Origin of the sequence: Sphingobacterium pedocola, assembly GCF_015209965.1 — a bacterium.
GTDB classification, from domain to species: Bacteria; Bacteroidota; Bacteroidia; order Sphingobacteriales; family Sphingobacteriaceae; genus Sphingobacterium; species Sphingobacterium pedocola.
The window spans coordinates 14,633-31,454 of the sequence record NZ_MU158693.1 but is presented as its reverse complement, the minus strand read 5'-3'; the positions used below and the strand labels follow the sequence as shown (position 1 = coordinate 31,454).

Here is a 16,822-nt window from a genome sequence, read left to right as displayed (position 1 = left end):
GTAGCTTTAGGCGAAATTAGAGAAAGTTATACCGGTCTCGATCCACCATTCACATTGCCACCTGTTCTCACGAACTGCTCCTGCGATATAAAATTTTTTGTCGTTCGATAGTCGGTCTTTCTAATTCAATCCCGTCCACCATTGTTTAAATTGTTGAGTAGTGTCTTTAAGGTTTACAGGCTCTCCGATTATAGGCGTGACCAATGGAATATTATACGATTTATTCAGTTCGGTTATTTTCGTCAAAGGCTCGTCCCAATCGTGACTTCCCAATGCAAATTTAGAAGAATGAACAGGAAAAATCCGTTTGGTTTTTAAATCCTGTCCCGCTTTCAATACGTCTTCCGGCAGGTTATGAATGTATTTCCAAGCTTCATTGTATTGTCCATTATCTAAAATGGCTAAATCAACAGAGCCGTATTTGTTTCCAATAGCTGCGTAATGTGTGTCGTAGCCACTATCACCGCCAATATAAATTTTCATACTTGGGGTTTGTAATACATACGAAGCCCATAAAGTGTTGTTTGTTGAAAATCCTCTACCCGAAAAGTGTCGGGCCGGTTCCACAAAAGCGGTAAAGCCACTATCCAATTCTACCTTTTCGTTCCAATCTTTTTCAATAATTTTGTCGCTTTCATAACCCCAATGTTCAAAATGTGATCCAACACCCAATCCACAGATCACTTTTTTTGTTTTGCTTTTTAGCGCAATCAATGTTTCATAATTAACATGGTCGTAATGGTCGTGAGAAATAAACAAATAATCAATGTCAGGTAAGTCGGCAACAGTATAAATATCCGTTCCCTTGAATGATTTTACCGTTCGGGGAATTGGCGAGGCATTTCCGCTGAACACAGGATCAACCAAAATTCGTTTTCCGTCTATCTGTATGAAATAAGAAGAATGCCCGAACCAAACTAAAATGTCTGCATCGACAGGCAAGTTCAATAAATCTGTTTTCACGGACGGAATGATGTCCGTTGGATATTGTCTTGGTTTATTCTTAAAGTAGGTCTCGTAAATGACTCCGAAATAATTATGTCCTTCGGCAAGAGTAGGCGTATAGCTTAAATTTTGGAATTTGCCATTTTTGTAATGGGGTGATTGCTTTATGCGTTCCAAACGCTGCCCGCTTGGTGCTTTTCCAAATTGTGGTTGCCGTAAAACAAAGAAAGCTACAATCCCTATAAGAACTAAACTGCTTACTATTATTATCGTCATTCGTTTTAGTATTTTGATTACACGAACCATTTGTCCATATTTTTATTCCGTTTCGCGAAAAATTATTTGTCGGCGTAAAAGTATATGTTAGTTTTGCAACTAACAAGTATGAAGTATGGTTTATACTTTATCTATTTTTATCAACAATAATAGAGTTATGTTAATAAACGAATTGTCAAAGCGCACAGGTGTGTCAATACCTACATTAAGATACTATGAAAATTATGGCTTGTTCAAAGGCGTGTCCGATCAAAAAGTAAAAACGAACAACTACAAGGACTACGAGGAAAGTATTGTAGAAAAAATAGAAATGGTAAAAGGTGCAAAAGAGGCGGGCTTTACGCTGTCTGAAATTAAAAAGCTGTTAGAGAGTTGGTATAATAAACGTCTTTCTCTTGATAAAAAAGTTGAAGTAGTAAATAATAAAATCAATGAAATTGATAGCAAAATCCGTCAGTTAAAAAAGGTCAGAAAATTACTTTCGGAATGTATCAGTGATATTGAACGGGGAGATTGTTAATTTAGGGTGTGACTTTAACTCATATCTAATATAAAAAATATTTATATGACACAGAGCAATTTTAATTTTTTAGTTAGGTATCAACTATGCAAGAGATTACTCTTTATCAATTATAATCTCGCCGATCACGGTGTCTCCTTTGATAGAGCGGAGATAACCTTCATAGGCAATATTTAAACCCTTATAGACAACATTTTTATAATCATCTCCTGAGCCATAAGTGCCTAACATAATCTTGTTATCATAATCCTCGCCGATAATAGCGACTACACACCTGTCGTTATTAGGCAAGAAAAGACCTACACCCACGATTTGCTCACCATATTTTACAAACCATGTTTCTTCCACCTGCTCTTCTACCGTGTTTGGTATGGAAGTATCCCTTTCCAAATCACCTAGTTGAATACTATCGAAATTCATATATTATATTTTTAATTGTATTTCTAAAGACATCTGAAATCGATTTTTGTTCACTAACGAGTAGATTTTAATCCTATCTTAGTTGGCGCTACGTACCCAACGAAAACTTAGCTATTAGCAGCAGGGATTTTTAGTGAGCCGCAGTTTTTGAGAATAAATTCATAATTACTACGCCTGTTACGATAAAGAGAATGCCTATAATTGCTGGTAAATCTAACTTATGTTTGAATACAATAACGGAAACAGCTGATGTAAGCACAATGCCCAATCCTGCCCAAATTGCATACGCTGTACCGAGCGGAATTGTTTTGAGCGCCAACGAAAGAAAATAGAAACTAATGATGTATGCCACTGCAAAAATGCTGGTGGGAAGCCATTTTGAGAAGCCGTCTGAAGCTTTCATAAAGCCTGAACCAATTACTTCTAAGACAATTGCTAAGGATAGAAATAAATATTTCATTTTGATTAGAATAAAAAAGTTTCTTTTAAATAAGTTTTCAAATCGGTTGGTTTGCGGCCCAAAAGTTTTTCAAGGTCTGAACCAATAATGTCATATTCTTGATTTTTAATAATGGCAGCTAGAAGCGATGAAAAATAGATATCGTTTTCAGCCACACCATATTCCCGTAGTCTCGCTTCATATTTATTTGTGTCAGGACTGTGATAAGAGACAGATTTATCACACAATTCTGAAAGCGTCTGCGCTATATCATGAAACGAGTATGTGGGAAATCCTGTTATTAGATAAATCTTATTATCGTGTTCTTCGTTGGCTAAGACGTTTGCAAAAACTTCTGCCATATCGGATCGTGTTGCAAAGCTTGCTTTTCCTTCGCCTGCCGGAAATGAAATCCCGTTGTTCACTGCGTCATAACCGATGAAAAATGGAATGGTTTCAGCATACAAACCGTTTTGAAAAATAGTATAAGTTAGTCCGCTCTCGATAATGTAATTTTCGGTAGTGATGTAGGAATCGAGTAAAGGTCCCAACCTTGATTGTGTTACATTTTTATTTAAAGCACCACCTGTATAATAAACGTGTTTTACACCTGCTTCTTTAGCAACATCAATTACATTTTTATGGTCTGCAAACGTGTTTTCACTCTCTATACTTATCATAAACAATTTTGTAACACCTTGCATCGCCTTTAGAAGGGAAGGTTTGTCTGTGTAATCTCCAATACGAGCGTTTATTCCTTTTTCTGACAAGCTTTTTGCTTTGTCCGCATTTCTAAATAAGCCTGCTATTTTATTTACAGAAACTTGTTTTAATAAGTTTTCGATTACTGCATTTCCTAAATTTCCTGATGCTCCTGTAATTAATATCATAGTTAATTAATTTTATGATGCAAAGAACGCCAAAATAGGAACCGACTTTTTTGACATAAGTCAAAATCGTTTATTTTTTTCTGATGCGGCTTAATGTTTCCTTTGTGATTCCTAAATAGGATGCAATGTGACCTAAAGAAATTCTCTGCGTGGCATCTGGTTGAAATTTCAGTAAGGAATTGTAACGTTGTTCTGCATTTTCAGTTTGTAGCGAACTTATTCTTTGTTCTAAAATAACACAATATTCTTCAGCCATTTTCCTGCCAATAGTGTTCATTTCGTGATGTTTCTTGTAAAGCATATTAAGGTCTTTACTCGAAATATAGTAGTAAGTAGAAGTTTCTAAAAATTGAATACTTTCATAAGCAGGTTGGTCGTAAAATAATGGCATAACTGAACCCAAAATGATATTTTCAAAACCGAACCACGAATTTATTTCGCGTTCGTCTTTGATGTGATATGAACGTACAAGTCCAATTTCAATAACAAAAAGGCCGGAGACAATTTGTCCTTGTTTTAAAAAGAAATCGCCTTTTTGTTTTGTTTGGCTTTTGATATGTTTCGAAAGTTCGTTTTCTATTTCGGGCGGTAAGTTTCCGTATTCTTTGAATTTTTTTATTAGTGGATCCATTCTGTTATGTGTTGGTGGTTATGCTTACTGCTAAATGGAGGACGCCGCCCAGATGTTGATAAGCCGGTAGCGAAGCGGATTGCTTATCACTACTTCTCTAACACAATCCGTGTTACTTCGTAGAGCTCGGCTTTCAGCTTTCGCTTCGTCAAATATTCTCTACATGGGCATTGCGTAAAAAGCAACAGTAAATGTAATAAAAACTTGTTATAGAAAACGACTCAGCTTTTTGCATATCCAAGTTGAAACACTGTATAGTTATTTAGGACGGGTCACTGTTACGAACGTGACTTTTCTGTGCGCTATATCAAAGATATTGATGTCAGTGCGGCAGTTTCCAAGTTAAATTCGTTGTCTGTCTTACCCAAAATGTTATTACAAAATAAATTACACGAATAGAAATAAATCACCGAAATGGTAAACTAACGGAAATAGTTTTTGTTTAAGTAGAAGAATGAAATACAAAAAATTAGGAAATAGCGATCTGGAGGTTTCAGTAATTACATTTGGCGCCTGGGCAGCTGGGGGGTGGATGTGGGGAAGTACAGATAGAAAAGACGCGGTAGAAGCCATCAAGGCCTCGTATGATCTAGGTGTTACTTCCATTGATACCGCACCGATTTATGGGCAAGGAACCAGTGAAGAAATTGTCGGCGAAGCTATAAAAGGAATTGCCAGAGACCGTGTCCAGATCTTAACTAAATTTGGCATGCGTTGGGATTTAGTAAAAGGTGATCTTGCTATGAACAGTACGGACAATAGTGGGAAAGCGATAGATATTTATAAATATGCTGGAAAGGAAAGTGTTATTTATGAATGTGAGCAAAGCCTGAAGCGGTTGGGCACGGACTATATCGACTTGTATCAAATCCATTGGCCAGATAATACCACAGCCATTGATGAAACCTTTGAGGCCGTCGCCCAGCTTATTGAACAAGGAAAGGTACGTCATGCGGGCGTATGCAATTATACCGCCTCCCAAATGATTGAGGCGGATAAAATAGTACCGTTAATGTCCAACCAAGTACCGTACAGTATGGTGAGTCGAGGAATTGAAGAAGAGACATTACCTTATTGTATCGTAAATGAAAAATCAATTTTGGCGTATAGTCCTTTACAGCGGGGGTTGCTTACAGGCAAAATTCATGCAGGTTACGAGTTTCAGGAAGGAGATAGCAGAGCTACTTTATCCTATTTTCAACCCGATTTTATTGCAAAGACCAACTTATTTCTGGATAAGCTCAAGCCCATAGCGCAGGAGCATAACGTTACGCTTGGACAACTGGTTTTGCGTTGGACTGTCGAACGGCCTGGTATCACAGTTGCATTGGCCGGAGCAAGAAATGCAATGCAGTCTATCGAAAATGCCGGTGCGCTAAAATTCGATTTGAGCGAAGAAGAAATTACCCGTATTAGCGCTTTAGTAACCGATTTTTAGTTGGGTAGCATATTACGCATCGCACCTTGTCCCTTCCGGAATACGCTATTCGACTGTCTTTTGGTTCAACCATTTTCCTAATGGATACATTTCCACAGGGATAAATACACCGGATAAAAGAATATTCTCCCGTATTTTCATCCCAAGGTTAGTATTTATAGGAGGATGAGAGATCGCTAAAATTTCTTATTTGGATTTTGCCCCAGCACCACTTACCAGAGAAGCGCCCTGACGACCACCATTTTTTTAATGCAGAAATAGACCTATATAATCCCCCAGGAGTTGTTCCATAGTTGATCAGTATATCAATCTCGAATCTATCCCCCCACGCACGATCTCTACCCATTCGTTTTCTGGATATGCACTTAGATCGACATCTGGCTTTATACCTATATTGTCTATTGGTGCGTCGTCCGCATAAAATGATTTGGTAGTAGGTCGTATATATCGGTAGTCACTGCACGGAAGATCCTCAGGAGAAAACAATTCGCTATAATCCAATGTTCCGGCCGTGTTTCTTCCAAAAATTTTAACCTTCGTGCTTTGTTTTGCAAGGATCAAAAAGTATTCCGTACTACTGGCACCGTTGTCATTTACAATTATGGATATCCTTTTAGGATAATGTAGCTTTTCCTTCAGATCGACCCGCAGTGAATCTCGTTGGAGAAAGCCACCTAGCTGTGCTTTTAACCTCGGGAGCATTTTAATATGTCGTTGCGAACCTTCTTTTGCTTTTTTTTCATATCGTTCTATCATGGATGGACTGGCGTATACGAAGTCGCCAGGCAGAGCAAAAGACCTATCAAACGTTAACCTTAGTAATGAGAGAAATGAGCTGTTTCCTCCGACATTGTTGCGTAGATCGATGATCAAATGTTTGATCTGATTCTTCATGATTTCAGTGATCAAATGATTGACCACTATAGAGTCAAATTTGGTTTCATTCATCTCAAATGCAGGAATTCCTATATAATAAGAGCTATCATCCAACAAAGTATATCGAAAATGATCGTTTCGTTCCAGTACATTTATGCTATGGCTTTTTAGTTCTTCTCCTGGGTTGGATCTGTACCACAAACCTTCAGGTTCTACGATAATATTGTTAATAAGCCTTCCGCGGAGTAGGTCTGTAGTCAGCCAGCTTCCATGTTTCCTGATTCTAAACTTTTCGCTATTGCCGATAAGGGTAAAATGTATTTTTAAGAGATCTGATTTGCTGCCCTTGACCTCTGATATAATGCCTCTATAGATATTAGGTTCCATCTTAATGATCTCTACAGAGAGGGAACCATCATCTTTACGCCAGACTCCCAGGAGGGGGTCATTGTTCAATTCCCGGTCTTTGTTCGCAGATAGGTCTTTAAGCCATGCTCTAGCAGTGGTTTTAGTATCGGTGAATATGATATGGTTATCTTTAAAAAAATCAAGGTAATGTGCGATGATATAAAAGCACTGTTCCCGATCTATAGCATTTGACGCTTGTACGATGCTTTGTCGTTTGCGATCGATGTAAGCACTGTTAGCACCCCTATCTGTTTTGGTTGGGTAGCCAGGATAGTTTGCTTCGATGTCCTTTACAATCTCTTCCAGATTTTTCAGACACTTGCAGCTATCCTTCTCCTGACCTAAAGAATGGTATGGAAGAAGAGAAAGTATATAAAATATTATTTTTAGACTGCTCCTCATTATTCAATTATCAATCAATGTATCCATTATGTTTTGCTTTATAGACGAGATCGTTTAGTCAAAGGTTGGAGCGATAGACTTATTCCTAGAATCTGATTTTTCAGGTCGTGCGCAATAGTTTCTAATAAGAGTGTGTGCTCTGCCATCAGCTTTTCTTGCTTCTTGATATCATTGGTACGTTGGGCGATGTCGACGAAGGTGATAATAGATCCGTCAGTCCTATTTTCGTTCCGTACATAGTAGGGCAAGATATTCAACTGGTACCAGCGCAGTACCCCGTAGAACCTGGCGGATGACATGCGATGCGTATGGAGGAGCAGATCCATAAAGCTTGAAATGGATGAATATTCAAGATGTGTGGAGGTAAGAGTAAGATGTAATTCTCTTACTTTGGTTTTATTTTTACGATTTTGTTGTCACGTAAAACAACCAGTTCGCTGTTTTTTTCCTTTTTAAATTCAATGAGTTTTTCGTAAACTTTTTCAAGTCCTTTGAGAATTCGATCTTTTTCTTCTATTTGAATTTCAATTGTTGTCATAGTAATTTTTTAAAAGGTGAAACTTCTCTTGATTTACAACATTTAATAAACCATCAATTTGTTTATCTGCTAATAGGTCGTGTTTTCCTTCAGAGTTGTCAAATATTAAAGCTCCATCAACTATCGGAAGATAAATATCAAATAAATTTTTTATTCCTTTTATGTACCTTCTTTCGATAACGTCAGGCTTTATGCGTTCTTTTGCCAACTCGATACTTTGAAGCCAAAAGAATAATAACGTAACCCGGTACCCTTGTTCTTTTGCTTTTTCTATCTTCTGTTTATAACTTCTCGTTGATAATGTTGTTTCGAATGCAAAGCTTTCATTCTCGGAAAATAATTCACTTATTCTGTTCAACATTATTCGACCAGCTTCAACCGAAACTTTTTCAGGTTGAAATGGAGATAAACCTTTTGCAATTTCGTCAGCATTGACAAACTCTTTACAATCCAAAATTTCAGGTAGAATAGTAAACGAAGCAGTAGTTTTTCCTGCTCCATTACAACCTGCAATTATGTAAAGTTTTTTATCAATCATTAGCGCAAATTTACGTATTAATTTCTAATTAAATGTTATTAACAGGATTGTTATTGGTACGAACCGGTGTCTGCGAAATTCGGGTAAGTCCGTTCTAAAGAAAATCCCTGGCCATGGTTGATGTACTGCATACGATAGCCGTGATTTGCCCATAATATTTGTAAAAGTACTAATGAGATAAATCTAGTATACTGACAATCTGTGACTTGCAATTGTGTCGCCAACGGCGACACAATTGCAAGTTGTTCGTTTTTCATTTGTGTCGCTACTGGCGACGCTGTTTCTTTCCAAAGTTTAAAAATAGCTGATTTGGGTGTGTACAGCTCATAAAATTGCTTCATCCGGTAAAGACCACGTCGGTTAAGATTATACACTCGCGTAGAATTACAGAAGAAGGGTGAAGTACACCGCTTTCGAGATATTTACAAAAATACGTCTCGTTTCCAGTTATATTTTAAAATACAAGAGAGGGCAGATAAACATCCGTTTCTAATAGAAAAAAAATTACTTTCCGTCGGGAAGTCAAAATTTAAAGCCCTGGATGAAACGGTATTAGATATAAAGTTACACAAGATCGTTTTGAAATAAGAAAAGGAATCGCTAATTTTAATCAAGGTTGAATTGCTGAGTTATTCTTACTCGGCGAATTGGTTAGGTTTTTGTGATTTGGGTTAAATCACAAAGGATAGATAATATAAGCCCTCACAGTCGCCCGATTGATGAGGGTTTTTCTTTTTTATGTATCTTTATCAAATTTATTAACCTTCCGTATGAAAGATAAATCAAAAAAAAGTATATAACCCTCAAGGATGTATTGAAAAAGCCTCCATTTGGCTATTAGCGCCCGAAAAAGAAGCTATGTAGGGTTTGTATTCCATTATAAAACAGTTAGGACGGATTGATTTTACTGAAGTGCTTCAGTCTGATTAGCTTTTCGGTGTAGTTTTGCTCTCTGAGTAAATAATCGTATGTAATTGAAATATCAGAAATCTAATAGATCATTTGGTGTAACCCCTAGTGCATCGGCGATTTGTACAAGAATAAAAGCTGTGGGGTTAGCTCCCTGACGTTCATATCTATTGATAAATTGTTTGTCTCGTCCTATCATTGCTGCTAGTTCGCCTTGTTCCAGTTTTTTCTCTTCTCGAAGTTTCTCAATACGTCGCCCGAGCTTTCTCCGGAACGTTTCTTGTGTTTTGTCCATATTGAAATGTCGACAATATCAAAAAAAGTTGGTCAACAAATTTGTTTACTTAAGAAAGTTTTTTATATTTGTTTTATGAAATAGATAATTAGAATAAATATATAAAATTACGTATTTCAAGATCTTGCAACTCCATTTCTCAGGCCAAGTGGCAAGGCAGCAGAAAAATACTCCACACTTTCGTCGAAAAGTCTTACTTTCGTAATACTTTAAACGAAGTGTGAGGGGGCTGCTGTTCACTCGTCGCGACTAAGGCCTGAGAAACTTTTGGAGTTACGGGATGCAGCCCTTTTTCATTCAATTGCATACCGTCTGCGGGACTTGTTTATTAGCAAGTCATATGAAACACTCAAAAAAACAATTGCACAGAAACAAAATCTCGCCTCCCGAATAATCTCGGCCGGGCATGTCCGTGGTTGCGGACATTTCTAAGATCGGTGAATGCCTAGAAGAAAACCGTTGTACCAATTATGAAGAATCTGAACAGCATTCCGATGGATTATCAATCAACTTTTATTTACAAGTGGCCTGAGCTTTAGGCTTGGGTAGAGATGAATAGCGCTATATAAGTTCTAGCGACAGCACAGAGTACAGGTCACGCCATTAGCCTTAAACCGAATGAAACGAGCTCTTTCATTCCATTAAGGTTCAATTAAAACCATGAAAAAATGAAGAATTTTTACAGGGGTGGGAGAGGACTGTGCTGTTTGAAGCGGCTATCTCATCTATTCAAATCTAAAAATAACCGAAGCTGCACGCTGTTCAGCTTCGTATTAAGTCTTATATGTGTGTTGTTTAGTGATGCCCAGGCGCAGTCCGCTGTAGAGCGGGCTGTGATCGGGGCAGAAGAAATCAAAACACTGCAAATAGGGGATACCCTACCCGAGACATTATGGAATCTTCCGCTGCATGTGGTAAACCATCCAGACGGGAAGGATGCCGTTACACTTAGCGATTACCGAGACAAAACGATGATCATTCTAGATTTCTGGGCAACATGGTGTACAAGCTGTATCAAGAATTTTCCCAAGTTGTACGAGCTCCAACGAAATGACAGCAGCATCCAGACTATACTCATCAATTCGATAACGACAAGAGATACAAGAGATAAGATTGCAGGATTTCTGCATAAGAGAAGACAGGCTTATAGTATGCCTTCGGTTGTCAGCGATACAATATTGTCAAAATTATTTCCCCATCAGTCACTACCACACTATGTGCTGATCGCCGACGGAAAGATCGCAGGTATTATAGATGGCGGAACCAGTGATATGGTCGACTGGCAAAAAATCAGCAAAGGTGACTATACCGTACAACAGGCAAAGGGCTACCGGGAATATGATTTTAGATATCCACTTTTTCATAACGGTAATGGCGGTAATCGCCCACAATATCTGTTTGGATCTTTTCTTAGCCATTATATAGAAGGCTTACCTAGTGCAATATACAAGGGCGGATCGAATACGCAGAAGGTTTCTCTGATCAATGTGCCGCTGATCACCATACTCCGCTTTGCTCACCCCTCCCTGTCACGCTATAGGCATACACGCATCGTGTACAATGTTACGGATCCGCTATTGTTTTCGGAAAGAAAGTCGGACGAGACGCGTAACCTCTTTACGTATGAGATTGAAACTCCTTCCATGCCCCAAGAAGATGTGGCAAGACTTGTTGCCGAGGATCTGCAACGCTATATGCCGCTGGAATTTAATTCTATTATGAAGGAAGTGGAATGCTGGGTATTGACGGCCGTCAAGCCGGAGCTTGCCGTCGACTTTCCGGACACGTTGGCGCGAGAGACTAATCTATATGAGAAAAGTAGCGCACCTATCTTCTATAACAATTATCGCCTGGAAAATCTGCTCAAGTATCTTGAAGGAATATACAATATACCATTTGTCGATGAAACGTGCATTAAACAGAACGTAAGACTTGTACTGCCACCTGACCTGCATAATAGCGATGAATTAAAGCGCAGTCTGCGAAGATATGGCTTAGAACTTAAGCTAGATAGACGCAAACTGGATATGATGGAAATCGTTGAAAAACAAACTAATTAATCTATTTTATGAAAAAGTTATTATTCTTAGTTTACATCCTTTGCTCATATGCTACGTACGGGCAATCTGTCTCAGGATTGGTGGTCGATCCGGAAAGCAAACCTATACCATCTGTTACTGTCGCCGTTAAGGGATCAAATAAACAAACGTATACAGATGATGGTGGACGATTTACGATCGATGTCGGTAATAGTCCTTCCAACTTAATATTTTCCGGGCTGATGGTCCATAGACGCGAAGTATCGTTGCGAGATAGTACCTCGACGGTAAAGATTGTATTGGAGCGACGGGAGAATGCCCTCGATGAGATTCAGGTCGTGGGCTATGGTACCAGTACGAAGCGCTATAACTTGGGATCTGTCACGTCGATAAAGGCGGAAGATTTTGAAACACAGGCTGTATCCAATCCGCTTGCCGTCCTCCAAGGCCGTGTTCCTGGCTTGGTCGTGTCTTCGACCAGTGGTATGCCGGGTGCATCTTTTACCGTACAGTTGCGAGGTCAGAATTCTGTTAATACCAATAGGGGTACTATACCGCCAATGGACAATCCACTTTTTATAATTGACGGTGTCCCGTTTGCAACGCAGAACGAGAATATCAACCGCTTTTCGTCCGCAATGTCGCCGGGCTCGGGTAGGATGTTCAATAATGCGTACGGTGGACTTAGTCCATTCAACAGTATCAATCCGGACGATATCGCGAGCATAGAGGTACTGCGGGATGCCGATGCTACAGCGATCTATGGATCAAGAGCTGGTAATGGCGTGATACTTATTACCACCAAGAAGGGAAAGCAAGGGAAAACAGAATTTACCTGGAGTGCGAATAGTGGAATCGGAGTACTGGGCTATGGCATGCAACTGATGAATACGACACAGTATCTCGAAATGAGAGAGGAAGCATATAAAAATGATGGCCGTGTTCCTTCGGATAATCCCGCATCCAGTACATACGCACCTGATCTTTTGCTATTCGACCGCGATCGGAATGTAAACTGGAAGGACGAATTTTTCGGTAAGAAGTCCCGAAACTCCATCGTCAATCTAGGCCTGTCAGGCGGGAATGCACAAACACAGTTCCGCTTTGGTACCAATTACCATAAAGCTACTTTTAACTTTCCGGGTGACTTCTCGGATCAAAAAGTGGGAATGATCCTCGGGATTCATCACGGTACCAACGATAAAAAGCTAACGTTTGATTTTTCAGGCACCTATAATCATGGAAAAAATAACTCTTCGTCGGCGCCGAATCTGTTACTTGCCGCGAATCTACAGCCCAACTACCCCCATCCATACGGCAACAATGGCGACCTCATCTGGAATTATCGCGGTGTCTCACTCAATGGCGCCGTGGTGTCCGCTAATCCATATGCGTATCTGCTGCAGCAATATGCTATGGGTACCGATGCCCTGAATAGCAACATGGTGTTTTCCTACAAGCCTATACCCGGCCTGAATATCCGCTCAAGCTTTGGTGTAAGCAACTTCCGGACAGACGAATATAGCGGCAGCCCCAAAAGCTCGCGGACGCCCGAATTCAATCCCATAGCAGAGGCAAACTTCGGGAATAGCTCTTTCACGTCGTTGATCGTAGAGCCGCAGGTGGAATATACAAGAAGATTTGGTGGTCTGGAGATGGGGGCACTCCTCGGCGGCACATTGCAGAGCAACATGAATAAAAGTAACGAGGTATATGCATCAGGCTATATGAGCGATGAGCTAATTGGATCTATTGCTGGTGCACCGAATAAGAACGCAAGCGATCGATTTAGCGAGTACCGGTATGGTGCAATATTTGGTCGTGTAAAGTTAAATCTACATGGTAAGTATCTATTTAGCTCTAACTTTAGGAGAGACGGATCCAGTAGATTTGGGCCGGGGAGACAGTTTGGTAATTTTGGGTCGATCGGGGCCGGTTGGCTGTTTAATGAAGAGCATTTTATCAAAAATGCGATTCCAGTCCTGAGCTTTGGTAAACTCAGAGGCAGTTATGGTGTGACGGGCTCGGACGGTATTGGTGACTACAATTTCCTATCGCGATGGCAACCTACCTTCTACCAATATGCTGGGCAACTGGGCTTCGCACCTGTAAATCATTTTAATGATCAATTCAGCTGGGCTACAACAAAAAAGCTTGAATTTGCATTGGAACTTGGTTTCTTCGGTGATAGGTTATTATTGACTACAGCCTGGTATCGGAATAGAACGGGAAATCAACTAGTGAATTACTCGCTTCCGATCTCGACGGGTTTTGGGTCAGTCGTTCAGAATTGGGATGCCGTAGTGGAAAACAATGGGCTTGAAGCGATATTGCAGGTATCGCTATTAAAGAAATCGGCTTTCTCCTGGTCTTCATCATTTAACCTGACGATACCGCAGAACCGACTGCTTTCTTTTCCTGGCCTAGCTGAAAGTTCGTATGCCACGATGTACACTGTTGGCCGTTCGCTGCGCTCCCTGTACCTATTTCGATATGCTGGTGTAGATCCAGCTTCTGGTATATTTACATTCTCGAAAAATGACGGTACGATCACGAGTACACCTCAAGATGCACAAAATGGAAATTTCAATGACCTTTATTATGCTGGAAATACCGACCCGCGCTACTTCGGAGGAATGATGAACTCTTTTTCCTATGGTGCGCTGAAGCTCGATATCTTTATGGAATTCAGAAAACAGATCGGAAAGAACTTCCTGGGCCAGGTCTACAATTACCGGCCTGGTGGTACATCTAATATGCCGGTAGAACTATTGGACAGGTGGCAAGAGGAGGGAGATGTGGCCGCCTATCAACAATACTCCACTGTTAGTAACAGTGCCGCCGGCAGGGCAACTAGGATATTTGTCAATTCGGATGAGGTTTATAGTGATGCTTCCTATATCAGACTGAAGATGCTGTCGCTCTCCTACGACCTTCCGGTATCGTATCTTAAAGGCGTAGGCGCACAGCGCTTAAATATATTCACAACGGCGCAGAACTTATTGACTTTTACGCGGTTTCGTGGTAACGATCCGGAAACACAGAGTTTCTACGGCGTTCCTCCATTAAAATCTTTTATCCTTGGTTTACAAATGAAATTTTAAGCTTTAAATCATGAGAACATTAATAATTATAAAGATATACCTGATTGCTTTTTTTTCCTCCGGTATTATGTCCTGCAAAGAATTTTTAAGTATTGATCCACCCAGTAATGAGCTTACCTCAGCCACCATATTCAATGATAGTACGAGTGCGGCGCAAGCGTTGACTGGTCTATACATATACGCTATGAGTGAAAATGGATTGAGCTTTGGTAGTGGGGCCTTGACGGCAAACCTGGGTCTCGCTGCTGACGAACTGACCCTCGCTGCCGTCGACGCGAATCTCGAAGAATATCTTACTAACGGAGTCACAGTCCTTAATGCAAGCAATTATGCATTGTGGACTCGTGCATATGAATACATCTACCGTGCGAATTCCTGTATTGAGGGTATAACAGCCAGCAAGGGTATCAATTCGGCAGCAAAAGATGCCCTCGTGGGCGAAGCTCGACTATTGCGGGCATTTTATCTGTTTAATCTAGTCAATCTCTTTGAGAATATACCGCTCACGATATCTACTGATTATTCGGTTAATCGATCCCTGAATAACTCGACGGCTGATGATGTCTTCCTGCAAATAGAGGACGATCTCAAGTATGCTAAAAGTGCGCTTAAAAATATTCCTGTCCGTAACGACCGAGGAAACTACGACGCGGCGACCGCGTTATTGGCCAAGGTATACCTGTATAATAAAAGATATGATCTGGCTTTTGTCGAAGCAGATGAGGTAATCCGATCGACCAGATACCATTTGGAAACACCGATGAATACGTTTGTTGCGGACAGCAGGGAGACAATCTGGAAACTCCTTCCTGTAATTCCGGAGCGCCAGACACATGAGGGTTTCCATTTTGTGCCCGGAACAGCACAGACTATGCCCAAATTCGTAGTCCGATCACAACTTTATGACTCTTTTGCGGCTGATGACCTACGCAAGGAGCAGTGGATCGGTACTGTGACGATCGAGGGCCAGCAGTATCGTTATCCCAGTAAGTATAGAAATCGACTGTCGGGTACCGTAATAAAGGAACATTCCACTGTCCTTCGGATTGCGGAGCAGTATCTGATACGTGCTGAGGCATCGGCGGGGTTGAATAACCTCGAAACAGCATGCGCTGACTTGAACCTTGTCCGGGCAAAGGCAGATCTACTGGAAATTGAAGAAGATGATAAGAATGTCGTAGTCCAGGAGATAATTGAGGAGAGGAGGAGAGAGCTTTTCTGTGAGTGGGGAAATCGTTGGTTTGATCTGAAGCGGTTAAATCTATCTGAATCTGTATTGGGCGACTTAAAACCTGAATGGAGTAACACAGCGCTGATTTTTCCTATTCCATTAAACGAATTGAATGCCAATCCCAATTTAAAGCAGAATCCAGGCTATATGGAATAATAAAAAAGAGAACTGGCATTCCACATGCCAGTTCTCTCTCTTCTCTATTGTCAATTTTAAATGTAACCTGATTCCTAGTCTTTTGTGCGAGGAGTTGCCTGAGGAGCTTGATCATCGTTTATTAGCTGATTTGTCGAAGGGTTCACCTGATTGGAGGCAAATCCCGAAACACATTGATGCGCGTTGTCAGTCCCACAGTTTTCTCCCAGAGGAGGAGTTGTTCCTTCTCCTAGATAAATAGCGTCAGACTGCATTACAGGATCGCTAAGATCATACGTCCCTGATATTTGAAACCATTTATAAGAAGTTTGTGCTTTCAGCACTATCTTTGTCGATACACCCTTATCATTTTTTACCTCCGTGACTTCTTTTGTTGATTTCTTCGGTGGATCTATTTCGCCGGCTTGCGCGGTGAAGAATAAACCCATAAAAAATAATACTGATAATGCCCGTAGGCTATTTGCGATTTTCGTTTTCATAACGATAAATTTAAGCGGTAAAAATTATTTATTGTTGCATACCTCAATTTAGCCTCTGTGGTATTGCAGAGATAGTCTGGTACGTGATCGATCGGCTTCCTGGAAGCCCAAAGATCAAAATGATCGTGAACAGTGCGAACTTGTGCCATCGATGTATCGATGTATGTCTTTTTATTATATGTTTCTGTTCGATCATTTCTTTCTTATCGTTGATGTTTACAATTCAAAGGTAGAGCCTATAATTGTGAAAGATCATACCGTTTCGGACATGGCATCATACACTTTCGG

17 protein-coding genes are annotated in these 16,822 nt (G+C 40.3%); 5 read left to right on the top strand and 12 right to left on the bottom strand.

The window, feature by feature from the left end; all coding sequences use genetic code 11:
- Positions 1 to 120: 120 nt before the first annotated feature.
- On the bottom strand, positions 121 to 1,221 hold the full coding sequence (locus tag C4F40_RS19715; RefSeq protein WP_231390149.1) for an MBL fold metallo-hydrolase: 1,101 nt from the start codon (positions 1,219 to 1,221) through the stop codon (positions 121 to 123).
- Between the two features lie 157 nt (positions 1,222 to 1,378).
- Here C4F40_RS19715 and C4F40_RS19710 point away from each other — a divergent pair, with 157 nt between their 5' ends.
- Positions 1,379 to 1,741: a MerR family transcriptional regulator gene (locus C4F40_RS19710; protein WP_196941145.1), complete on the top strand. Its 363-nt coding sequence runs from the start codon at positions 1,379 to 1,381 to the stop codon at positions 1,739 to 1,741.
- A 96-nt stretch (positions 1,742 to 1,837) separates the two neighbouring features.
- Here C4F40_RS19710 and C4F40_RS19705 read toward each other — a convergent pair whose 3' ends face one another.
- The 4 genes from C4F40_RS19705 to C4F40_RS19690 form a co-directional block, all read right to left on the bottom strand.
- A complete protein-coding gene (locus C4F40_RS19705) occupies positions 1,838 to 2,161 on the bottom strand; it encodes a hypothetical protein (protein WP_196941144.1) in 324 nt (107 codons plus the stop codon).
- Between the two features lie 130 nt (positions 2,162 to 2,291).
- The gene (locus C4F40_RS19700) at positions 2,292 to 2,621 is read right to left on the bottom strand and encodes a DMT family transporter (protein ID WP_196941143.1); all 330 of its coding nucleotides are present in this window, start codon (positions 2,619 to 2,621) and stop codon (positions 2,292 to 2,294) included.
- 5 nt (positions 2,622 to 2,626) lie between these two features.
- The gene (locus C4F40_RS19695; RefSeq protein ID WP_196941142.1) at positions 2,627 to 3,490 is read right to left on the bottom strand and encodes an SDR family oxidoreductase; all 864 of its coding nucleotides are present in this window, start codon (positions 3,488 to 3,490) and stop codon (positions 2,627 to 2,629) included.
- Positions 3,491 to 3,560: 70 nt separating this feature from the next.
- The gene (locus C4F40_RS19690; RefSeq protein ID WP_196941141.1) at positions 3,561 to 4,121 is read right to left on the bottom strand and encodes a Crp/Fnr family transcriptional regulator; all 561 of its coding nucleotides are present in this window, start codon (positions 4,119 to 4,121) and stop codon (positions 3,561 to 3,563) included.
- A 454-nt stretch (positions 4,122 to 4,575) separates the two neighbouring features.
- On the opposite strand from C4F40_RS19690, the gene C4F40_RS19685 reads away from it, so the two are divergent.
- The gene (locus C4F40_RS19685) at positions 4,576 to 5,559 is read left to right on the top strand and encodes an aldo/keto reductase (RefSeq protein WP_196941140.1); all 984 of its coding nucleotides are present in this window, start codon (positions 4,576 to 4,578) and stop codon (positions 5,557 to 5,559) included.
- A 297-nt stretch (positions 5,560 to 5,856) separates the two neighbouring features.
- Here the strand turns inward: C4F40_RS19685 and C4F40_RS19680 are convergent, their stop codons facing one another.
- From C4F40_RS19680 to C4F40_RS19655, 6 genes are all read right to left on the bottom strand, one after another.
- A complete protein-coding gene (locus C4F40_RS19680) occupies positions 5,857 to 7,245 on the bottom strand; it encodes a S41 family peptidase (protein WP_196941139.1) in 1,389 nt (462 codons plus the stop codon).
- Between the two features lie 38 nt (positions 7,246 to 7,283).
- Positions 7,284 to 7,571 carry a hypothetical protein gene (locus tag C4F40_RS19675; protein WP_196941138.1) on the bottom strand — a complete coding sequence of 96 codons (288 nt, stop codon included), beginning with the start codon at positions 7,569 to 7,571 and terminating at the stop codon, positions 7,284 to 7,286.
- A 59-nt stretch (positions 7,572 to 7,630) separates the two neighbouring features.
- Complete coding sequence (locus C4F40_RS19670; RefSeq protein WP_196941137.1) at positions 7,631 to 7,783, bottom strand: hypothetical protein; 153 nt, start codon at positions 7,781 to 7,783, stop codon at positions 7,631 to 7,633.
- Positions 7,770 to 8,321, bottom strand: coding sequence for a zeta toxin family protein (locus tag C4F40_RS19665; RefSeq protein WP_196941136.1), 552 nt, complete (start codon positions 8,319 to 8,321; stop codon positions 7,770 to 7,772). Before C4F40_RS19665 ends, C4F40_RS19670 begins: the two co-directional genes overlap by 14 nt.
- 50 nt (positions 8,322 to 8,371) lie before the next feature.
- Positions 8,372 to 8,662: a hypothetical protein gene (locus C4F40_RS19660; RefSeq protein WP_196941135.1), complete on the bottom strand. Its 291-nt coding sequence runs from the start codon at positions 8,660 to 8,662 to the stop codon at positions 8,372 to 8,374.
- 641 nt (positions 8,663 to 9,303) lie between these two features.
- Entirely contained in the window at positions 9,304 to 9,525 is a 222-nt protein-coding gene (locus C4F40_RS19655; protein ID WP_196941134.1) for a helix-turn-helix domain-containing protein, read from the bottom strand.
- Between the two features lie 668 nt (positions 9,526 to 10,193).
- Between C4F40_RS19655 and C4F40_RS19650 the strand changes: the two genes are divergently transcribed.
- Genes C4F40_RS19650 through C4F40_RS19640 form a run of 3 tightly spaced genes read left to right on the top strand, consistent with a single transcriptional unit; the run spans position 10,194 to position 16,055 of the window.
- Positions 10,194 to 11,585 (top strand): TlpA family protein disulfide reductase, encoded by a 1,392-nt coding sequence (locus tag C4F40_RS19650; RefSeq protein WP_196941133.1) that lies wholly within the window; start codon positions 10,194 to 10,196, stop codon positions 11,583 to 11,585.
- 8 nt (positions 11,586 to 11,593) lie between these two features.
- The gene (locus C4F40_RS19645; RefSeq protein ID WP_196941132.1) at positions 11,594 to 14,668 is read left to right on the top strand and encodes a SusC/RagA family TonB-linked outer membrane protein; all 3,075 of its coding nucleotides are present in this window, start codon (positions 11,594 to 11,596) and stop codon (positions 14,666 to 14,668) included.
- 10 nt (positions 14,669 to 14,678) lie between these two features.
- Positions 14,679 to 16,055: a RagB/SusD family nutrient uptake outer membrane protein gene (locus C4F40_RS19640; protein WP_196941131.1), complete on the top strand. Its 1,377-nt coding sequence runs from the start codon at positions 14,679 to 14,681 to the stop codon at positions 16,053 to 16,055.
- 74 nt (positions 16,056 to 16,129) lie between these two features.
- Here the strand turns inward: C4F40_RS19640 and C4F40_RS19635 are convergent, their stop codons facing one another.
- Positions 16,130 to 16,534 carry a hypothetical protein gene (locus C4F40_RS19635; protein ID WP_196941130.1) on the bottom strand — a complete coding sequence of 135 codons (405 nt, stop codon included), beginning with the start codon at positions 16,532 to 16,534 and terminating at the stop codon, positions 16,130 to 16,132.
- Positions 16,535 to 16,822: the final 288 nt, after the last annotated feature.

Excerpts from the sequence above, each read along its gene's own strand:
- C4F40_RS19715 (WP_231390149.1), bottom strand. The coding sequence starts at position 1,221 with ATGACGATAATAATAGTAAGCAGTTTAGTTCTTATAGGGATTGTAGCT.
- C4F40_RS19710 (WP_196941145.1), top strand. The coding sequence starts at position 1,379 with ATGTTAATAAACGAATTGTCAAAGCGCACAGGTGTGTCAATACCTACA.
- C4F40_RS19705 (WP_196941144.1), bottom strand. The coding sequence starts at position 2,161 with ATGAATTTCGATAGTATTCAACTAGGTGATTTGGAAAGGGATACTTCC.
- C4F40_RS19700 (WP_196941143.1), bottom strand. The coding sequence starts at position 2,621 with ATGAAATATTTATTTCTATCCTTAGCAATTGTCTTAGAAGTAATTGGT.
- C4F40_RS19695 (WP_196941142.1), bottom strand. The coding sequence starts at position 3,490 with ATGATATTAATTACAGGAGCATCAGGAAATTTAGGAAATGCAGTAATC.
- C4F40_RS19690 (WP_196941141.1), bottom strand. The coding sequence starts at position 4,121 with ATGGATCCACTAATAAAAAAATTCAAAGAATACGGAAACTTACCGCCC.
- C4F40_RS19685 (WP_196941140.1), top strand. The coding sequence starts at position 4,576 with ATGAAATACAAAAAATTAGGAAATAGCGATCTGGAGGTTTCAGTAATT.
- C4F40_RS19680 (WP_196941139.1), bottom strand. The coding sequence starts at position 7,245 with ATGAGGAGCAGTCTAAAAATAATATTTTATATACTTTCTCTTCTTCCA.
- C4F40_RS19675 (WP_196941138.1), bottom strand. The coding sequence starts at position 7,571 with ATGGATCTGCTCCTCCATACGCATCGCATGTCATCCGCCAGGTTCTAC.
- C4F40_RS19670 (WP_196941137.1), bottom strand. The coding sequence starts at position 7,783 with ATGACAACAATTGAAATTCAAATAGAAGAAAAAGATCGAATTCTCAAA.
- C4F40_RS19665 (WP_196941136.1), bottom strand. The coding sequence starts at position 8,321 with ATGATTGATAAAAAACTTTACATAATTGCAGGTTGTAATGGAGCAGGA.
- C4F40_RS19660 (WP_196941135.1), bottom strand. The coding sequence starts at position 8,662 with ATGAAGCAATTTTATGAGCTGTACACACCCAAATCAGCTATTTTTAAA.
- C4F40_RS19655 (WP_196941134.1), bottom strand. The coding sequence starts at position 9,525 with ATGGACAAAACACAAGAAACGTTCCGGAGAAAGCTCGGGCGACGTATT.
- C4F40_RS19650 (WP_196941133.1), top strand. The coding sequence starts at position 10,194 with ATGAAGAATTTTTACAGGGGTGGGAGAGGACTGTGCTGTTTGAAGCGG.
- C4F40_RS19645 (WP_196941132.1), top strand. The coding sequence starts at position 11,594 with ATGAAAAAGTTATTATTCTTAGTTTACATCCTTTGCTCATATGCTACG.
- C4F40_RS19640 (WP_196941131.1), top strand. The coding sequence starts at position 14,679 with ATGAGAACATTAATAATTATAAAGATATACCTGATTGCTTTTTTTTCC.
- C4F40_RS19635 (WP_196941130.1), bottom strand. The coding sequence starts at position 16,534 with ATGAAAACGAAAATCGCAAATAGCCTACGGGCATTATCAGTATTATTT.